This is a genomic window from Pseudomonas sp. TH32 (assembly GCF_016650855.1).
In the GTDB taxonomy this organism is placed as follows: domain Bacteria; phylum Pseudomonadota; class Gammaproteobacteria; order Pseudomonadales; family Pseudomonadaceae; genus Aquipseudomonas.
The window spans coordinates 6,015,959-6,033,780 of record NZ_JAEKFA010000002.1 but is presented as its reverse complement, the minus strand read 5'-3'; the positions used below and the strand labels follow the sequence as shown (position 1 = coordinate 6,033,780).

The window sequence follows — 17,822 nt, the reverse complement described above, 5'->3', positions numbered from 1 at the left end:
TCTGTCAGGACGGCCACCCACTCAGCAAGTGGATAGACGAAACCCGGCGCCGCGCATTTATGACTGACGTTTCCCCAGGAAAGCCATCAGCCGATGAACCTTCCGTAAGACGGTTGCACCTTGGGCGCGAATGCTATTCAACAAAGTAAATAAGGTGCAACCAGTTTCTGGAGAATAAGTTGCACCTTGATGTGTTTTCCGCAAAACGCCCTGTTTTTGCTCCTTTTCGGAGCAAGCGCAGCCAAAGTCAGAACCAATTGCACCAAGGCGCAGCCGATTCGGCTGCGGTGATAATTTTTCCCGATCAGCATCAAAAAAATCATGGATAAAAAGGGTTGCACCCGGTTGCACCTCTCTCGGCGCAAAGCTAATCTTGCCGCCAGCTGATGCCACGCGGTAGTGGCACCCATGAGGATAAAAAGATGGCTACGACCACCCTTGGGGTCAAACTTGACGACCCGACCCGCGAGCGCCTGAAGGCCGCCGCGACCTCCATTGATCGCACGCCGCACTGGCTGATCAAGCAGGCGATTTTCAATTACCTGGAGAAACTCGAGGGTGGTGCAACCCTGGCCGAGCTCAACGGCTTGGGCAGCAAGGACGCAGAAGAAGCCGGCGAGGTCCAGACCGACCACGCCCACCAGTGCTTCCTCGAGTTCGCCGAGAGCATCCTGCCGCAATCCGTACTGCGTGCTTCGATCACCGCCGCTTACCGCCGCCCGGAACCGGAAGTGGTGCCGATGCTGATCGAGCAGGCTCGCCTGCCGGCGGCTATGGCCGAGGCCACCAACAAGCTCGCGTCGTCGATCGCCGAAAAACTGCGCAATCAGAAAAGCGCCGGCGGCCGTGCAGGCATCGTCCAGGGCTTGCTGCAAGAATTCTCTCTTTCGTCCCAGGAAGGTGTAGCGCTGATGTGCCTCGCCGAAGCGCTGCTGCGCATCCCGGACAAAGGCACCCGCGACGCACTGATCCGCGACAAGATCAGCACCGGCAACTGGCACCCGCACTTGGGCAACAGCCCGTCGCTGTTCGTCAACGCCGCCACTTGGGGCCTGCTGCTGACCGGCAAACTGGTCGCCACCCATAATGAGGCCGGCCTGACGTCGTCCCTGAGCCGCATCATCGGCAAGAGCGGCGAGCCGATGATCCGCAAGGGCGTCGACATGGCCATGCGCCTGATGGGCGAGCAGTTCGTCACCGGCGAAACCATCGCCGAAGCCCTGGCCAATGCGAGCAAGTTCGAAGCCAAGGGCTTCCGCTATTCCTACGACATGCTCGGTGAAGCCGCACTCACCGAACACGACGCCCAGAAGTACCTGGCCTCGTACGAACAAGCCATCCACTCGATCGGCAAAGCGTCCCACGGCCGTGGGATATATGAAGGCCCGGGCATTTCCATCAAGCTTTCTGCCCTGCACCCGCGTTACAGCCGTGCGCAGTATGAGCGTGTGATGGACGAGTTGTACCCGCGCCTGCTGTCCCTGACGCTGCTGGCCAAGCAATACGACATCGGCTTGAACATCGACGCCGAAGAGGCCGACCGCCTGGAGCTGTCCCTCGACCTGCTGGAACGCCTGTGCTTCGAGCCGCAACTGACCGGCTGGAACGGCATCGGCTTCGTGATCCAGGCTTACCAGAAGCGTTGCCCGTATGTGATCGACTACGTGATCGACCTGGCGCGCCGCAGCCGCCATCGCCTGATGATCCGCCTGGTAAAAGGCGCGTACTGGGACAGCGAAATCAAGCGCGCCCAGGTCGAAGGCCTGGAAGGCTACCCGGTGTACACCCGCAAGGTGTACACCGACGTTTCCTACATTGCCTGCGCACGCAAACTGCTCTCGGTACCGGAAGTTATCTACCCGCAGTTCGCGACCCACAACGCCCACACGCTGTCGGCGATCTACCACATCGCCGGTCAGAACTATTACCCCGGCCAGTACGAGTTCCAGTGCCTGCACGGCATGGGCGAACCGCTGTACGAGCAGGTTGTAGGCAAGGTCTCCGAAGGCAAGCTGAACCGTCCGTGCCGCGTGTACGCACCGGTCGGCACCCACGAAACATTGCTGGCCTACCTGGTGCGTCGCCTGCTGGAAAACGGCGCCAACACCTCGTTCGTCAACCGCATCGCCGACCAATCCATCTCGATCCAGGAGCTGGTGGCCGATCCAGTGGCCAGCATCGAGCAGATGGCGACGCTGGAAGGCGGCTTCGGCCTGCCGCACCCGCGTATCCCGCTGCCCCGCGACCTGTATGGTGCCGAGCGCGCCAACTCGGCCGGCATCGACCTGGCCAACGAACATCGTTTGGCGTCGCTGTCCTGCGCCCTGCTGGCGACCGCGCATAACAACTGGAAAGCCGCACCGATGCTCGGTTGCGCCTCCAGCAATGAAGCCGCTACGCCGGTGCTGAACCCGTCCGACCTGCGTGACGTGGTCGGCCACGTACAGGAAGCCACCGTCGACGACGTCGACAACGCTATCCAGTGCGCCTTGAAAGCCGCGCCCATCTGGCAGGCCACCCCGCCCGCCGAACGCGCCGCGATCCTGGAACGTGCCGCCGACTTGATGGAAGGCGAGATCCAGCCGCTGATGGGCCTGTTGGCCCGCGAAGCTGGCAAGACCTTCGCCAACGCCATCGCCGAAGTGCGTGAAGCCGTGGACTTCCTGCGTTACTACGCAGTGCAGGCCCGTAACGATTTCACCAACGACGCCCACCGCCCACTGGGTCCGGTGGTGTGCATCAGCCCGTGGAACTTCCCGCTGGCAATCTTCAGTGGCCAGGTCGCCGCTGCACTGGCCGCCGGTAACCCGGTACTGGCCAAGCCTGCCGAGCAAACGCCGCTGGTAGCCGCACAAGCCGTGCGCCTGCTGCTGGAAGCCGGGATTCCGGAAGGCGTGCTGCAACTGCTGCCGGGCCAGGGCGAAACCGTCGGTGCGCGCCTGGTGGGCGATGATCGCGTCAAGGGCGTGATGTTCACCGGCTCCACCGAAGTGGCGCGCCTGCTGCAACGCAACGTCGCCGGCCGCCTGGACGCACAAGGTCGCCCGATTCCGCTGATCGCCGAGACCGGTGGCCAGAACGCGATGATCGTCGATTCCTCGGCGCTGACCGAACAAGTGGTCATCGACGTGGTGTCCTCGGCCTTCGACAGTGCCGGCCAGCGCTGCTCGGCCCTGCGCGTCCTGTGCTTGCAGGAAGATTCTGCTGATCGCGTGATCGAGATGCTGAAAGGGGCAATGGCTGAGTGCCGCCTCGGTAACCCGGAACGCCTGTCGGTGGATATCGGCCCGGTGATCGACGCCGAAGCCAAGGCTGGCATCGAGAAACACATCCAGGCCATGCGCGACAAAGGCCGCAACGTTTACCAGGTTGCCATTGCCGACAGCGAAGAGGTCAAGCGCGGCACCTTCGTGATGCCAACCCTGATCGAGCTGGAAAGCTTCGACGAACTGCAGCGGGAGATCTTCGGCCCGGTGCTGCACGTGGTGCGCTACAAGCGTAAAGAGATCGACCAGCTTATCGGCCAGATCAACGCTTCCGGCTACGGCCTGACCCTGGGCGTGCACACCCGTATCGACGAGACCATCGCCAAGGTGATCGACAACGTCCATGCCGGTAACGTCTACGTGAACCGCAACATCGTGGGTGCCGTGGTCGGCGTGCAGCCGTTCGGCGGCGAAGGTTTGTCGGGGACTGGCCCGAAAGCTGGCGGCCCGTTGTATCTGTACCGCCTGCTGTCGACCCGTCCTACGGATGCCATCGAGCAATCTTTCGTTCGCGGTGATGCACTGGCCGCACCGGATGTTCGCCTGCGGGACGCCATGAGCAAGCCGCTGACCGCCCTGCAAGCCTGGGCCGACAGCAACAAGCTCAGCGACTTGAGCGCCCTGTGCGTACAGTTCGCCGCGCAATCCCAAAGCGGTATCACCCGCCAACTGGCCGGCCCGACCGGCGAGCGCAACAGCTACGCCATCCTGCCCCGCGAGCACGTGTTGTGCCTGGCGGAAGTGGAAGGCGATCTGCTGACGCAACTGGCTGCCGTACTGGCAGTCGGCAGCTCGGCGGTATGGCCGGACACTGAATTGACCAAGGCCGTGTTCCCACGCTTGCCGAAGGATATTCAGGCGAAGATCACGCGAGTGGCTGACTGGACCAAGGATGAAACCGTGTTTGATGCCGTACTGCATCACGGCGATTCCGACCAACTGCGCGGGGTTTGCCAGCAAGTGGCCAAGCGTGGCGGGGCGATTGTCGGGGTTCATGGCTTGTCTTCGGGCGAAACCGGGATTGCCCTGGAGCGCCTGGTGATCGAACGCGCGCTGAGCGTCAACACCGCTGCGGCGGGTGGTAACGCCAGCCTGATGACGATCGGCTAACTGACGGAACGCGGTCAAAATGTGGGAGCGGGCTTATGTGGGAGCTGGCTTGCCTGCGATGGCATCACCTCGGTGTATCTGACACATCGAGGTGCCTGCATCGCGGGCAAGCCCGGCTCCCACAAAAGCTCCCATATTGACCGCGTCCCAGCTTCCTCCCTGTTTGGCCCCTCCATCACCCAGATCAATCTTGCTATCCAGCCTCTATTTGCGCACTTAGACTCAGGCCCATTCCCACACAGGTAAGCCGCCATGTCCGAGACGCTGCTCAGTTCCCGCAATCTGGCTTTCGAGCTGTACGAAGTCCTCGATGCCGAGGGCCTGACGCAGCGCGAGCGGTTTGCCGAACACAACCGCGAAACCTTCGACGCCGCCATCGGCACCGCCCGCAGCATTGCCGAGAAGTTCTTCGCCCCGCATAACCGCAAGGGCGACGAGAACGAGCCACGCTACGAGAACGGTCAGGCGATTCTGATTCCTGAAGTGAAACCGGCCGTGGATGCTTTCCTTGAAGCCGGCTTCCTTAACGCCGCCCGCAGTTTCGAAGCCGGTGGCATGCAGCTGCCAACCCTGCTCTCCCAAGCCTGTTTCGCGCACTTCCAGTCAGCCAACGCCGCGTCTACGTCCTACCCGTTCCTGACCATGGGCGCCGCCAACCTGATCGAAAGCTTCGGCACCGAAGAACAGAAACAACGCTTCCTGCAACCGATGATCGAAGGGCGGTTCTTCGGCACCATGGCCCTGACCGAGCCCCATGCAGGCTCCTCACTGTCGGATATTCGTACCCGCGCAGAGCCGGCGGCTGACGGCAGCTATCGCCTCAAGGGCAACAAGATCTTCATTTCCGGCGGCGATCACCCGCTGTCGGAGAACATCGTGCACATGGTGCTGGCCAAGCTGCCGGACGCACCCGCCGGGGTGAAGGGCATTTCGCTGTTTATCGTGCCCAAATTCCTGGTCAACGACGACGGCAGCCTGGGCAAACGCAACGATGTACTGCTGGCCGGGCTGTTTCACAAGATGGGCTGGCGCGGCACCACCTCGACCGCGCTGAATTTCGGCGATAACGGTGACTGCGTCGGCTATCTGGTGGGTAAGCCGCACCAGGGCCTGAGCTGCATGTTCCAGATGATGAACGAAGCGCGGATCGGCGTCGGCATGGGCGCGGTGATGCTCGGTTACGCGGGCTACCTGTATTCCCTGGAGTACGCCCGCGAACGTCCGCAAGGCCGCCTGCCCGACAGCAAGGACCCGAACACCGCGCCGGTGTCGATCATCCAGCACGCCGATATCAAGCGCATGCTGTTGACGCAAAAAGCCTACGTGGAAGGCGCCTTTGACCTCGGCCTGTACGCTGCTCGCCTGTTCGACGACACCACCACGCTGGAAACCGAAGCGGCGCGCAAACAGGCGCACGAACTGCTGGACCTGCTGACGCCGATCGTCAAATCCTGGCCGTCGGAGTTTTGCCTCAAGGCCAACGAACTGGCGATCCAGATCCTCGGCGGTCACGGCTACACCCGCGAGTACCCGGTGGAGCAGTACTACCGCGACAACCGCCTGAACCCGATCCATGAAGGCACCCACGGCATCCAATCGCTGGATCTATTGGGTCGCAAACTGGCGCAGAACGGCGGCGCGGGTTTGAAACAACTGATTCGCCTGATCGCCGAGACCGGCGCGCGGGCACAGGAATACCCGTCGCTGACCGCGTTGCGGGAACCGCTGGAACAGTTGGTGGCACGCCTGCAAAGCGTCACCCTCGGCCTGCTGACGGATCTCGCCCAGGGCAAGGTCAACAGCAGCCTGGCGAATTCGGCGCTGTACCTGAAAGTGTTTGGGCATACGGTGATTGGCTGGCGCTGGCTGGAGCAGGCGATTCGCGCCGAGGAAGGGCTGGCCAACGGCAACGCTGCCGATGTCGCCTTCTATAAGGGCAAGCTCCAGGCCGCCCGGTACTTCCTGACGTGGGAAATACCGGGCTGCCATCATGAACTGGCGATTCTCGAGGCACGCGATGACACGTGCCTGGGGATGCAGGATGAGTGGTTCTAAGGCGTTCCGATCGCCTTGGAAATCACCTCGACCGTGGCGCTGACTTGCTCTTGGTAACGGTCGAGTTCCTGCTGGTGATGCTTTTGCATTTCGATCTGCTCGGCGCACAGGTTCAGCGCCGCCAGCACCAATAGCTTGTCACCGATCAGCGTCGGGTACTTTTTCTTGGTGGTGGCCAGGGATGCCTTGAGCATCGTCACGGCGCTCATCAGGGTGTTGTCTTCCCCTTCCGGCGCCTTGATCGAGTAATCCTCACCGAGAATCGAAACGACCTTTATCCCTTCATTCATGCGCCGACAGGACCTGCGCTCACACGCTCAACCAACGCCTGGATACGGGCAGCGGTAGCGCCCTGCTTTTCTTCCTGTTCCATCAGGTTCAGCTGCAAGCTGTCGTTTTCATCCTTGGCGCGAGCCAGTTCGGCCTTGAGGGATTCGTTGGTGCCCAGTAGATCCTGGTTCTGCTGTACCAGGTCGCTGACCAGTTGTTCCAATTGGCTGAGGCATGCTTCTAACATTTTGATTTCTCGGGCTTTTTCAAAGGGCGGTGACGATAAAGAAAATTCACCTCGGATGCCAGGGTTATCCCTGGCGCGGGGCCTTGATTTCATGGGGCAGGCCACGCTTTCGAGCCTTAGTGACTGCATTTATGGCATCTGGTTCCTGAATCCCGTCGGGCCGCCCCACTCTGCGACAAAAGCGCGCACCCCCTCAAGACTTTAGTCGTATGACCGATAGGTCATGGACACCCCGCCCAAACCCCGCATGGATCGCGCTTCTCCCCAGGATCACAGCATGTCTCTTCGTAATATGAATATCGCGCCGCGGGCCTTCCTCGGCTTCGCGTTGATTGGTGCGCTGATGTTGTTTCTCGGCGTGTTCGCGCTGAACCAGATGAGCAAGATTCGCGCGGCGACGGAAGACATCACCCTGAGCAGCGTGCCAAGCATTCGCGCCCTGGACGAATTCACCCAGTTGACCCTGCGCCTGCGGGTACTGTCCTATCGCCTGCTGACCAACCGCGAGCCCGACGTCCAGCAAAAAACCCTTGAGTCGTTTGACGTGCGCAATCAGCAGATTCGTACGGCCCAGGCGGTCTACGAGAAGCTGATCGACAGCAGCGAGGAACGTGCAGCCTACGACGAATACGTGCGTCTGCTGGCCCAGTACCACCAGATCGAAGAGCGCATGAAGAGCCTGTCCCGGGCCAACCAGGTGGAAGAGCTGCGCACGCTGCTGAACACCGAGTTGCTGAACAACTCGGATCAGGTCAATGCCGTCTTGAACCGCCTGCTGGACATCAACAACAAGATGGCCCTCGCCACCAACCAGCAAGCTGCCGACCAGTACGACCTGGCGTTTGAGCTGGTGGTGATCCTGCTGATCCTGGCCACTGCGTTGACCATGCTGTTCGCCTGGCTGCTGACCCGCAGCATCACCCAGCCGATCGCCCAGGCCCTGGACGCCGCCGAGGAAATCGCCGAAGGCAACCTGACCCGCCCGATCAAGGTGGAAGGCAACGACGAAGCCGGCCGGCTGCTGTTGGCGATGGCCAAGATGCAGGACAAATTGAAGGACACCTTGCAGCGCATTTCCGGCTCGGCCACCCAACTGGCCTCCGCCGCGGAAGAGCTGAACGCCGTGACCGACGAAAGCGCCCGTGGCCTGACCCAGCAAAACAACGAAATCGAACAGGCCGCCACGGCGGTGAACGAGATGACCAGCGCGGTTGAAGAAGTGGCCCGCAATGCGGTCAGCACTTCCGAAGCCTCGAAGAACGCCACTTCGTCTGCAGGCGATGGCCGTGATCTGGTGCAGGAAACCGTCAGCGCCATCGAACGCATGAGCAGCGACGTGCAAGCCACTGCCACCCTGATCGGCAACCTGGCGGAAGAATCCCGGGACATCGGCAAGGTGCTGGACGTGATTCGCGGCCTGGCGGACCAGACCAACCTGCTGGCCTTGAACGCGGCGATTGAAGCGGCGCGCGCCGGTGAAGCCGGGCGTGGTTTTGCGGTGGTGGCGGATGAAGTGCGGGCCCTGGCCCATCGCACCCAGCAGTCCACCAGCGAAATCGAGCGGATGATCGGCAGCATTCAGGCCGGCACCGAGCATGCGGTGGATTCGATGCGCAACAGCACGGAGCGGGCGGAGTCGACGTTGAACATCGCCAAGGGCGCGGGGATGTCGCTGGATACGATCAATACCGCCATCGTTGAAATCAACGAGCGCAACCTGGTGATCGCCAGTGCCGCTGAAGAGCAGGCACAAGTGGCGCGGGAAGTGGATCGCAACCTGGTGAACATTCGTGATTTGTCGGTGCAATCGGCCACCGGCGCCAGCCAGACCAGTGCGGCGAGCAGCGAGCTGTCGCGGTTGGCGGTGGATCTGAACGGGATGGTGGGGCGGTTCAGGCTCTAACTGACACCGGCGATCCCTTGTGGGAGCTGGCTTGCCTGCGATAGCAATCTGACAGCCACGATCTCCAGTGACTGACACACCGCAATCGCAGGCAAGCCAGCTCCCACATTTGACCCGTGTACATCCCCAACACCTTTTTTGACAGCACAGCAATTCAACAGGTTAGAATCGCTGGCACGCAGACTGCATGGTCAGTTTGCGCCTCGTCTTTCCTGCTCATGGAGTACTGCCTTTGAATGCGACGACCATCAACAGCCTGTTCTTGATCGGCGCGTTGCTGGTAGGTGCGAGCATTCTGGTGAGTTCTCTTTCGTCCCGCCTGGGGATTCCGATCCTGGTGATCATCCTGGCCGTGGGCATGATCGCCGGCGTCGACGGCGGCGGCATCATCTTCGATAACTACCCCACCGCCTACCTCGTGGGCAACCTCGCACTGGCCGTGATCCTGCTCGATGGCGGCTTGCGAACGCGGGTGGCGAGTTTTCGCGTGGCGCTCTGGCCCGCGTTGTCCCTGGCGACGGTCGGCGTACTGATCACCACCGGCCTCACCGGCATGGCGGCCGCCTGGCTGTTCAACCTCAATATCATTCAAGGCCTGCTGATCGGCGCCATCGTCGGCTCCACGGACGCCGCCGCCGTGTTCTCGCTGCTGGGTGGCAAAGGCTTGAACGAACGGGTCACCGCCAGCCTGGAAATCGAATCCGGCAGTAACGATCCGATGGCCGTGTTCCTGACTGTCACCCTGATCGACATGCTCGCCAGCGGCCAGACCGGCCTGCACTGGAGCCTGCTGGGCCACCTGATCCGCGAGTTCGGCATCGGCGGCATCATCGGCCTGGGCGGCGGCTGGTTGATGCTGCAGATGGTCAACCGGATCAACCTGGCCAACGGCCTGTACCCGATCCTGGTGATTTCCGGCGGCCTGGTGGTGTTCGCCCTGACCAACGCCTTGCACGGCAGCGGCTTCCTCGCGGTGTACCTGTGCGGCCTGGTGATCGGCAACCGACCGGTGCGCAGCCGTCATGGCATTTTGCATATGCTCGACGGCATGGCCTGGCTGGCACAGATCGGGATGTTCCTGGTGCTGGGCCTGCTGGTCACGCCCCATGATCTGCTGCCCATCGCGCTGCCGGCCCTGGGCCTGGCGCTGTGGATGATCCTCTTCGCACGGCCGCTGTCGGTGATCGTCGGCCTGCTGCCGTTCAAAGCCTTCCATGGTCGAGAAAAAGCCTTTATCGCCTGGGTGGGCCTGCGCGGCGCGGTACCGATCATCCTGGCGGTGTTCCCGCTGATGGCCGGCCTGCCCCATGCACAGCTGTACTTCAACCTGGCGTTCTTTATCGTGCTGGTGTCGTTGCTGGTGCAGGGCACGAGCCTGCCGTGGGTCGCCAAATTGTTGAAAGTGACGGTACCGCCCGAGCCTGCGCCGATTTCCCGGGCGGCCCTGGAAGTGCACGTCACCAGCGAGTGGGAGCTGTTCGTCTACCGCCTGGGCGCCGAGAAATGGTGCATCGGCGCGGCCTTGCGCGAGCTGAAAATGCCCGAAGGAACGCGGATCGCCGCGCTGTTTCGTGGCCAGCAACTGCTCCATCCGTCGGGTAGTACCGTGCTCGAAGTCGACGATCTGCTCTGCGTAATCGGCCATGAACACAACCTGCCGGCCCTCGGCAAACTGTTCAGCCAGGCACCACAACGCGGCCTCGACCTGCGTTTCTTCGGCGACTTCGTGCTGGAAGGCGACGCTCAGCTGGGCGCGGTTTCGGCGCTGTACGGGCTCAAGCTCGAAGGCATCGACCCGGACATGCCGCTGAGCCGTTTCATCACCCAGAAAGTCGGCGGTGCGCCAGTGGTCGGCGACCAGGTGGAATGGAACAACACCATCTGGACCGTCGCGGTCATGGACGGGAACAAGATCGGCAAAGTCGGCGTCAGATTCCCCGAAGGAAGTCGCCCGGGCCCCGGACTCTTCCTCTAAACTGCGGGGCGACGGCGCCCGCCCCCCTATTTATCACCTTGCTCGACCGGTCTCTATGACAACCCTGCGCACTTTTCTCGCCACTGCCCTGCTGGGCCTGACTCTCTGCGTCGGCACCGTACACGCGGCTGACCCGCCCAGCATCGACTCCGTCCAGCAAACCCTGGACAAGCTGCCGGACCGCAAGCTGCCCGACGCCGACATGAAGGCGCTGCAATCCATCCTGCAGCAGACCCTCACCTTCCTCGGCAACCAGCAGGACTACCAGCAGCGCCTGACGGACCTCAAGCGCCAGCTGGAAGACGCGCCGCGCCAGACCGTCGACAACCAGCGCGAACTGACCCGGCTCAAGGCCACCAAGGTCATTCCGGTCGCCCAGCGCTACGCCACCTTGCCGGTGCCGCAACTTGAACAACTGCTGGTGCAACGCACTACCCAGCAAGGTGACCTGCAAAAAGAGCTGGCCGACGCCAACAGCCTGACCATTGCGGCCCAGACCCGCCCGGAACGCGCCCAGACCGAAATCAGCAGCAGCCAGACGCGTATCCAGCAGATCAACTCGACCCTCAAGGCCGGTAAAGACAACGGCAAGACCCTCAGCGGTGACCAGCGCAACCAGCTGAACGCCGAGTTGGCCGCCCTCAACGCGCTGATTCCTTTGCGCCGCCAGGAACTGGCCGGCAACAGCCAGCTGCAAGACCTGGGCAACAGCCAGCACGACCTGGTGCTGGAAAAACCGCCCGCCTGGAGCAGGAAATCCAGGACCTGCAAACCCTGATCAACCAGAAGCGCCTGGCCCAATCCCAGGAAACCGTAACCCAGCAATCCATCGAAGCCCAAAAGGCCGGTGGCAGCAGCCTGTTGGCCACGGAAAGCGCGGCCAACCTGAAACTGTCCGACTACCTGCTCAAAAGCACCGACCGGCTCAACGAACTGACCCAGAAAAACCTGCAAACCAAGCAGCAACTGGACAGCGTGACCCAAAGCGACTCGGCGCTGGACGAGCAAATCAACGTACTCAAGGGCAGCCTGTTGCTGTCCAAGATCCTCTACAAACAGAAGCAGGCCTTGCCGCGCCTGACCGTCGACCGCGACCTGGCGGACGACATCGCCAACATTCGCCTGTACCAGTTCGAGGTCAACCAACAGCGCGAACTGATCAGCACCCCGAGTACCTACGTCGACAGCCTGCTGGCCAACCAGCCGGCCGATCAGGTGACGCCACAACTGCGGCGCACCCTGCTGGAGCTGGCGATCACCCGCAGCGACCTGCTGGAACGCCTGAGCCGGGAACTGAGCGCGCTGCTCAACGAATCCATTACCCTGCAACTGAACCAGAAACAACTGCTGAGCACCGCCACCACGTTGCGGGCGACCCTCGACGAGCAGATGTTCTGGATTCCCAGCAACAAGCCGCTGGACACCGAATGGCTGGAAACCGTACCGGCGCACCTGAGCAAGCAGGTCACAACCCTGCCGTGGGCGTCCAGCGTCAGCGAACTGTATGACGGCCTGACCCAGCGCCCGCTGCTGTTCCTGCCCCTGCTGCTGTTGATTGGTGCACTGCTGTGGCGCCGCAACGCCCTGTATGCCCGGCTGAAAAAAATCCACCAGGACATCGGCCACTTCAAGCGCGACAGCCAGTGGCATACGCCGGTGGCGATTCTGGTGAATATCGCGCTGGCAATGCCGGTGGCGCTGGGCCTGGCGCTGTGCGGCTATGCGCTGCAGATCGACGCCCGCGGGCAAAACGCCAACCTCGGCGCGGCCCTGCTACAGATCGCCCAGGCATGGCTGGTGTTCTACACCGCCTACCGAATCCTTGCGCCCGGCGGTGTGGCGGAGCTGCATTTCCGCTGGGAAAAACCCCAGGTCGAATTCCTCCAGGGCTGGATACGCAAGCTCGGGCTGGTGGTGCTGGCGCTGGTGGCCGTGGTGGCTGTCGCCGAACACCAGCCAGAGGCCCTGGCAAACGACGTGCTGGGCATCGGTGTGGTACTGACCTGCTACGCCTTGATGGCGTGGCTGCTCGGGCGCCTGCTGCTCAATAGCCCGACCCACGAAAAAGCCTCGCTGTTTCGCAAAGCCGTCGGCCTGGTGTTTACCGCGCTGCCGGTCGCGCTGTTTATTGCCGTGTGTTTTGGCTATTACTACACCGCCCTCAAACTCAGCGACCGGTTGATCAACACCCTGTACCTGCTGATGTTCTGGCTGGTGATTGAAGCCACCTTCGTGCGCGGCCTCGGGGTTGCCGCACGACGCCTGGCCTATGCGCGGGCCCTGGCCAAACGCCAGGCCGCCAAGGAAGCGGGTGATGGCGAAGCGGTGATCGAAGAGCCGACCCTGGACATCGAACAGGTCAACGAACAGTCGATGCGACTGATTCGCCTGGCCTTGCTCGGCGGCTTTATCGCCGCACTGTATTGGGTGTGGTCTGACTTGATCTCGGTATTTTCCTACCTGGACAACGTCACCCTCTACGAATACACCAGCGGCACCGGCGCCAATATCAGCATGGTGCCCATCAGCATCGGCGACTTGCTCGGCGCCCTGATCATCGTCGGCATCACCTTCGCCCTGGCGCGCAACCTGCCCGGCCTGCTGGAGGTGTTGGTGCTGTCCAAGCTCGACCTGGCCCAGGGCAGCGCCTACGCCACCACCACGCTGCTGTCGTACGTGATTGCCGGCGTCGGTTTTGTCTCCACCCTGTCGACCCTCGGCGTGAGCTGGGACAAGTTGCAGTGGCTGGTGGCTGCGCTGTCGGTGGGGTTGGGCTTCGGGATGCAGGAGATCTTCGCCAACTTTATCTCCGGCATCATGATCCTGTTCGAGCGTCCGGTACGGATCGGCGACACCATCACCATCGGCAACCTGTCGGGCACGGTGAGCAAGATCCGCATCCGCGCCACCACCATCACCGACTTCGACCGCAAGGACATCATTGTCCCGAACAAAACGTTCATCACCGGGCAACTGATCAACTGGTCGCTGACCGACACCATCACCCGGGTCACCCTGAAACTGGGCGTGGACTACGGCTCGGACCTGGACCTGGTGAAGGAATTGCTGCTCAAGGCCGCCGCCGAAAACCCGCGAGTCCTGAAGGACCCGGCGCCCCACGTGTACTTCCTCAACTTCGGCGAAAGCACCCTCGACCACGAACTGCGCATGCATGTACGGGATCTTGGTGACCGCAACCCGGTGATCGATGAAGTCAACCGCTTCATCAACCGCGAGTTCAAGAACCACCACATCAACATCTCGTTCCGGCAGATGGAGGTTTACCTGAAAAACCTGCACGGCCAGGAATACAAGCTGGTGCCGGTAGAAGAAGAAAACCGGACCATCCTGCCGCCCGCCCAGGACCAGGACCTGCCCGAGCCGCCGCCCGCCAAACTCGACTAAACGCGCTATCCCCAGCAGAATGGTCGGACATTCTGCTCAGGAGATGGCCGTTGAAAGCCCTCGACGAACTGACCTTCGACAACCGCTTCGCCCGCCTGGGCGACGGTTTCTCAACCCACGTACTGCCCGAGCCCATCGACGAACCGCGTTTGGTGGTGGCGAGCGAGGCGGCCATGGCGTTGCTGGACCTCGACCCCGCCGTGGCCGAGACACCGGTATTCGCCGAGCTGTTCGGCGGGCACAAGCTGTGGGCCGAGGCCGAGCCGCGGGCGATGATCTATTCCGGGCATCAGTTTGGCTCGTACAACCCACAACTGGGTGATGGCCGCGGGTTGTTGCTGGGTGAGGTATATAACCAGGCGGGCGAGCATTGGGACCTGCACCTCAAGGGTGCCGGGCAAACCCCGTACTCGCGCATGGGCGATGGGCGCGCGGTGCTGCGCTCGTCGATTCGGGAATTTCTGGCGTCGGAAGCGTTGCATGCACTGGACATTCCCAGCAGTCGGGCACTGTGTGTGATCGGCTCTGACACTCCGGTGTGGCGCGAGAAACAGGAGCGCGCCGCCATGGTACTGCGCCTGGCCCACAGCCATGTGCGCTTTGGGCATTTCGAATATTTCTACTACACCAAGAAGCCCGAGTTGCAGAAGGCGTTGGCGGAGCACGTGTTGTCGTTGCACTTCCCGGAGTGCCTGGAACAGCCCGAGCCGTACCTGGCGATGTTCCGCGAAATCGTCGAACGCAATGCCGAGCTGATCGCCAAATGGCAGGCCTATGGGTTCTGCCACGGCGTGATGAACACCGACAACATGTCGATCCTTGGCATCACCTTCGACTTTGGACCGTTTGCGTTCCTCGATGATTTTGACGCGCAGTTCATCTGCAACCACTCGGATCATGAAGGGCGTTATTCCTTCAGTAATCAGGTGCCGATCGGGCAGTGGAATTTGAGCGCGCTGGCGCAGGCGTTGACGCCGTTCATCACTGTTGAAGCGCTGCGGGAAACCCTCGGGCTGTATCTGCCGTTGTTCCAGGCGCACTACCTGGACCTGATGCGCCGCCGCTTGGGCCTCACCACCGCCGAAGATGACGATCAAAAGCTGGTGGAACGCCTGCTGCAACTGATGCAGAACAGCGGCGTCGACTACACCCTGTTCTTCCGCCGACTGGGGGATGAATCAGCCGCGCTGGCTGTGGCGCGACTGCGCGACGACTTTGTCGACCTCAAGGGATTTGATGAGTGGGCGGATCTGTACAAGGCCCGCGTGGAGCGCGAAGCCAGCGGCACAGAAGAGCAGCGACGTGAGCGGATGCATGCGGTGAACCCGCTTTATATCCTGCGCAATTACCTGGCGCAGAACGCTATCCAGGCGGCGGAGCTTGGGGATTACAGCGAAGTGCGCCGGCTGCATGAAGTGCTGAGCAAGCCGTTTGAAGAGCAGCCGGGGATGGAGCAATACGCCCAGCGGCCGCCGGACTGGGGGAAGCATTTGGAGATTAGTTGTTCATCGTAGGAGTGAGCCAATGTGGCGAGGGAGCTTGCTCCCGTTGGACCGGGCTGGCGCTCCAGTGCGCAGCGCTCCCGATTTTTTGGGGCCGCTTCGCAGCCCAGCGGGAGCAAGCTCCCTCGCCACAATAGGTGCCTTAGCGCTCCTTGATAAACCTCGGAACAGGCTCCAAATAGAACCCATTGGCCACTTTCACGGAGCCCACCATGTCCGACTCTCTCGTCATCCCCTGCCCCCACTGCAACGGTCTTAACCGTATCCCCAATGAACGCCTGGGCGATGCGCCGAAGTGCGGGCGCTGCAAGCAGCCGGTGCTGTTGAGCAAATCCTTTGAGCTGAAACAGGGCGATTACGCCAGCCAGATCAAGGGCGACCTGCCGTTGCTGGTGGATGTGTGGGCCGAATGGTGCGGGCCGTGCAAATCGTTTGCGCCGGTGTTTGAGCAAGCCGCCGGGCAGTTAGCCGGGAAATGCCGGTTGGCCAAGCTCGATAGCGAGGCCAATCAGCAGTTATCCGCTCAGTTGGGCATTCGCTCGATTCCCAGCCTGATCCTGTTCAAGAATGGCCGGGAAGTGGCGCGTCAGAGCGGAGCGTTTCCGTTGCCGCAGTTGATGAGCTGGCTGCGCAGTCAGGGCATTTGAGGTAGCGGAACGCCCCGGTCCATCACTTGCCCCATCAGCAATACGCCCAATTCGCTCAGTTGGTGAATGGCCAACGCGACATCGCGCTGCTTGCCGGTGAGGTCGTCGGAAAGGTCGAGCAAGAGGGTGGTGACTGAGGAGAAGGTTTCGTAGGTGTTGAGGATCAGGGTTTCGGTGGTTTGGCCGGGCGTAACTGTGAAAAGGCTGGGGGTAGTTCTAAGCATAATCGACGCTCCTGGATTGAACGACGCCTCTCACAGGCTACTAAACCCGATCACCGAGAATTCAGCGACCGGGCAACCTTAGAGACGCCCATCCAGACGCACAAGCCGGCGGATTCCGGTGTAACTGTAGGCAACGGCGCAAGACGACGATTTCTCTGTAGGAACAGAGACCAATGTGGGAGCTGGCTTGCCTGCGATAGCATCACCTCGGTGTAACTGACAAACCGAGTTGACTGCATCGCGGGCAAGCCCGGCTCCCACACAAGCAGGCTCCCACATGGGTGATATGTATTGCCTGCTAAATCACGCGTTCTCCAGCAGGTTATGCAACTCCACAAACTGCTGCGTCAGCTTGTGCCGTGGGTCCAGGTGGATCAGCGGCATGTTGGCCTGGTGCGATTCACGCATGCGCACCGAGCTGGTCAGGTACACCGGCAGCACCGGCAACCCTTCGGCTATCAGTTCATCCAGCATCTGCTGCGGCAGGCTCGCCCGGGCCTGGAACTGGTTGACCACGATGCCTTCCACTTCCAGCCCTTCGTTGTGGTCTTCCTTCAATTCTTCAATTTCTGCCAGCAGGCCATACAACGCCTGGCGGGAGAAGCTGTCGCAATCGAACGGGATCAGTACGCGATCAGCGGCAATCAACGCTGAAACCGCATAAAAATTCAACGCCGGCGGCGTATCCAGGTAAATCCGGTCGTAGTCCTCGCTCAACTCATCCAGCAGCTTTCGCAGCTTGTTGATCTTGTGCTTGGCCTCAAGCTTGGGCTGCAAGTCCGCCAGTTCCGCCGTGGCGGTGATGACGTGCAGGTTGTCGAACGGGGTTTCGTAGATATCCACCTGGTTTTTCTTCGAAAACGGCCCGGAAGACAGGGTTTGCTTGAAGAAATCGGCGATGCCCATGGGGATGTCATCGCCGGTCAGCCCGGTGAGGTACTGGGTTGAGTTGGCCTGGGCATCGAGGTCCACCAACAGGGTTCGATAGCCTTCGCTGGCGCTGACCGCCGCCAGGTTGCAGGCAATGCTGGACTTGCCAACACCGCCTTTTTGGTTGAACACCACGCGCCGCATGGAAAAACCTCCGTGTATCAATGAATGACCGAGTGTAGAGGGCAAAAGCGCCGGTTAGCTACCTTGTTCATCCATGTACTACAGCATCACAGGCTCAATCCCGCACATCTCTAGTACATCGAAGCCATTAAAAAGGAAATGCCT

The 17,822-nt window shown here is 61.5% G+C and carries 11 protein-coding genes and 2 pseudogenes; 8 read left to right on the top strand and 5 right to left on the bottom strand.

Annotated elements, in window-relative coordinates:
* Window positions 1-57: 57 nt before the first annotated feature.
* Window positions 58-393 (bottom strand): hypothetical protein, encoded by a 336-nt coding sequence (locus JFV30_RS31305; RefSeq protein WP_201125987.1) that lies wholly within the window; start codon window positions 391-393, stop codon window positions 58-60.
* A 29-nt stretch (window positions 394-422) separates the two neighbouring features.
* Between JFV30_RS31305 and putA the strand changes: the two genes are divergently transcribed.
* Both putA and JFV30_RS31295 read left to right on the top strand, forming a co-directional pair.
* Window positions 423-4,376 (top strand): trifunctional transcriptional regulator/proline dehydrogenase/L-glutamate gamma-semialdehyde dehydrogenase, encoded by a 3,954-nt coding sequence (putA, locus tag JFV30_RS31300; protein WP_201125986.1) that lies wholly within the window; start codon window positions 423-425, stop codon window positions 4,374-4,376.
* 252 nt (window positions 4,377-4,628) lie between these two features.
* Window positions 4,629-6,431, top strand: coding sequence for an acyl-CoA dehydrogenase (locus JFV30_RS31295; protein ID WP_201125985.1), 1,803 nt, complete (start codon window positions 4,629-4,631; stop codon window positions 6,429-6,431).
* Here JFV30_RS31295 and JFV30_RS31290 read toward each other — a convergent pair.
* Both JFV30_RS31290 and JFV30_RS31285 read right to left on the bottom strand, forming a co-directional pair.
* The gene (locus JFV30_RS31290) at window positions 6,428-6,721 is read right to left on the bottom strand and encodes a cell division protein ZapA (protein WP_003209415.1); all 294 of its coding nucleotides are present in this window, start codon (window positions 6,719-6,721) and stop codon (window positions 6,428-6,430) included. The two genes, JFV30_RS31295 and JFV30_RS31290, sit on opposite strands and share 4 nt — an antisense overlap.
* On the bottom strand, window positions 6,718-6,948 hold the full coding sequence (locus JFV30_RS31285; protein ID WP_201125984.1) for a hypothetical protein: 231 nt from the start codon (window positions 6,946-6,948) through the stop codon (window positions 6,718-6,720). The genes JFV30_RS31290 and JFV30_RS31285 overlap by 4 nt, the downstream gene beginning before the upstream one ends.
* A gap of 223 nt (window positions 6,949-7,171) precedes the next feature.
* On the opposite strand from JFV30_RS31285, the pseudogene JFV30_RS33785 reads away from it, so the two are divergent.
* From JFV30_RS33785 to trxC, 6 genes and pseudogenes are all read left to right on the top strand, one after another.
* Window positions 7,172-7,945 (top strand): annotated as a pseudogene (locus tag JFV30_RS33785) (MCP four helix bundle domain-containing protein); the annotation flags it as partial.
* 33 nt (window positions 7,946-7,978) lie between these two features.
* Window positions 7,979-8,851 carry a methyl-accepting chemotaxis protein gene (locus JFV30_RS33780; protein ID WP_405046157.1) on the top strand — a complete coding sequence of 291 codons (873 nt, stop codon included), beginning with the start codon at window positions 7,979-7,981 and terminating at the stop codon, window positions 8,849-8,851.
* A gap of 232 nt (window positions 8,852-9,083) precedes the next feature.
* Window positions 9,084-10,826 (top strand): potassium/proton antiporter, encoded by a 1,743-nt coding sequence (locus tag JFV30_RS31275; RefSeq protein ID WP_008439183.1) that lies wholly within the window; start codon window positions 9,084-9,086, stop codon window positions 10,824-10,826.
* Between the two features lie 55 nt (window positions 10,827-10,881).
* Window positions 10,882-14,231, top strand: a pseudogene (gene mscK, locus JFV30_RS31270) (mechanosensitive channel MscK).
* A 50-nt stretch (window positions 14,232-14,281) separates the two neighbouring features.
* Complete coding sequence (gene selO, locus JFV30_RS31265) at window positions 14,282-15,745, top strand: protein adenylyltransferase SelO (protein WP_201125983.1); 1,464 nt, start codon at window positions 14,282-14,284, stop codon at window positions 15,743-15,745.
* A 200-nt stretch (window positions 15,746-15,945) separates the two neighbouring features.
* Window positions 15,946-16,380, top strand: coding sequence for a thioredoxin TrxC (gene trxC, locus JFV30_RS31260; RefSeq protein ID WP_201125982.1), 435 nt, complete (start codon window positions 15,946-15,948; stop codon window positions 16,378-16,380).
* Here trxC and JFV30_RS31255 read toward each other — a convergent pair.
* A complete protein-coding gene (locus JFV30_RS31255; protein WP_201125981.1) occupies window positions 16,368-16,604 on the bottom strand; it encodes a DUF6124 family protein in 237 nt (78 codons plus the stop codon). The genes trxC and JFV30_RS31255 overlap by 13 nt on opposite strands.
* Before the next feature lie 303 nt (window positions 16,605-16,907).
* On the bottom strand, window positions 16,908-17,678 hold the full coding sequence (locus JFV30_RS31250; RefSeq protein WP_003209397.1) for a ParA family protein: 771 nt from the start codon (window positions 17,676-17,678) through the stop codon (window positions 16,908-16,910).
* Between the last annotated feature and the right edge of the window lie 144 nt (window positions 17,679-17,822).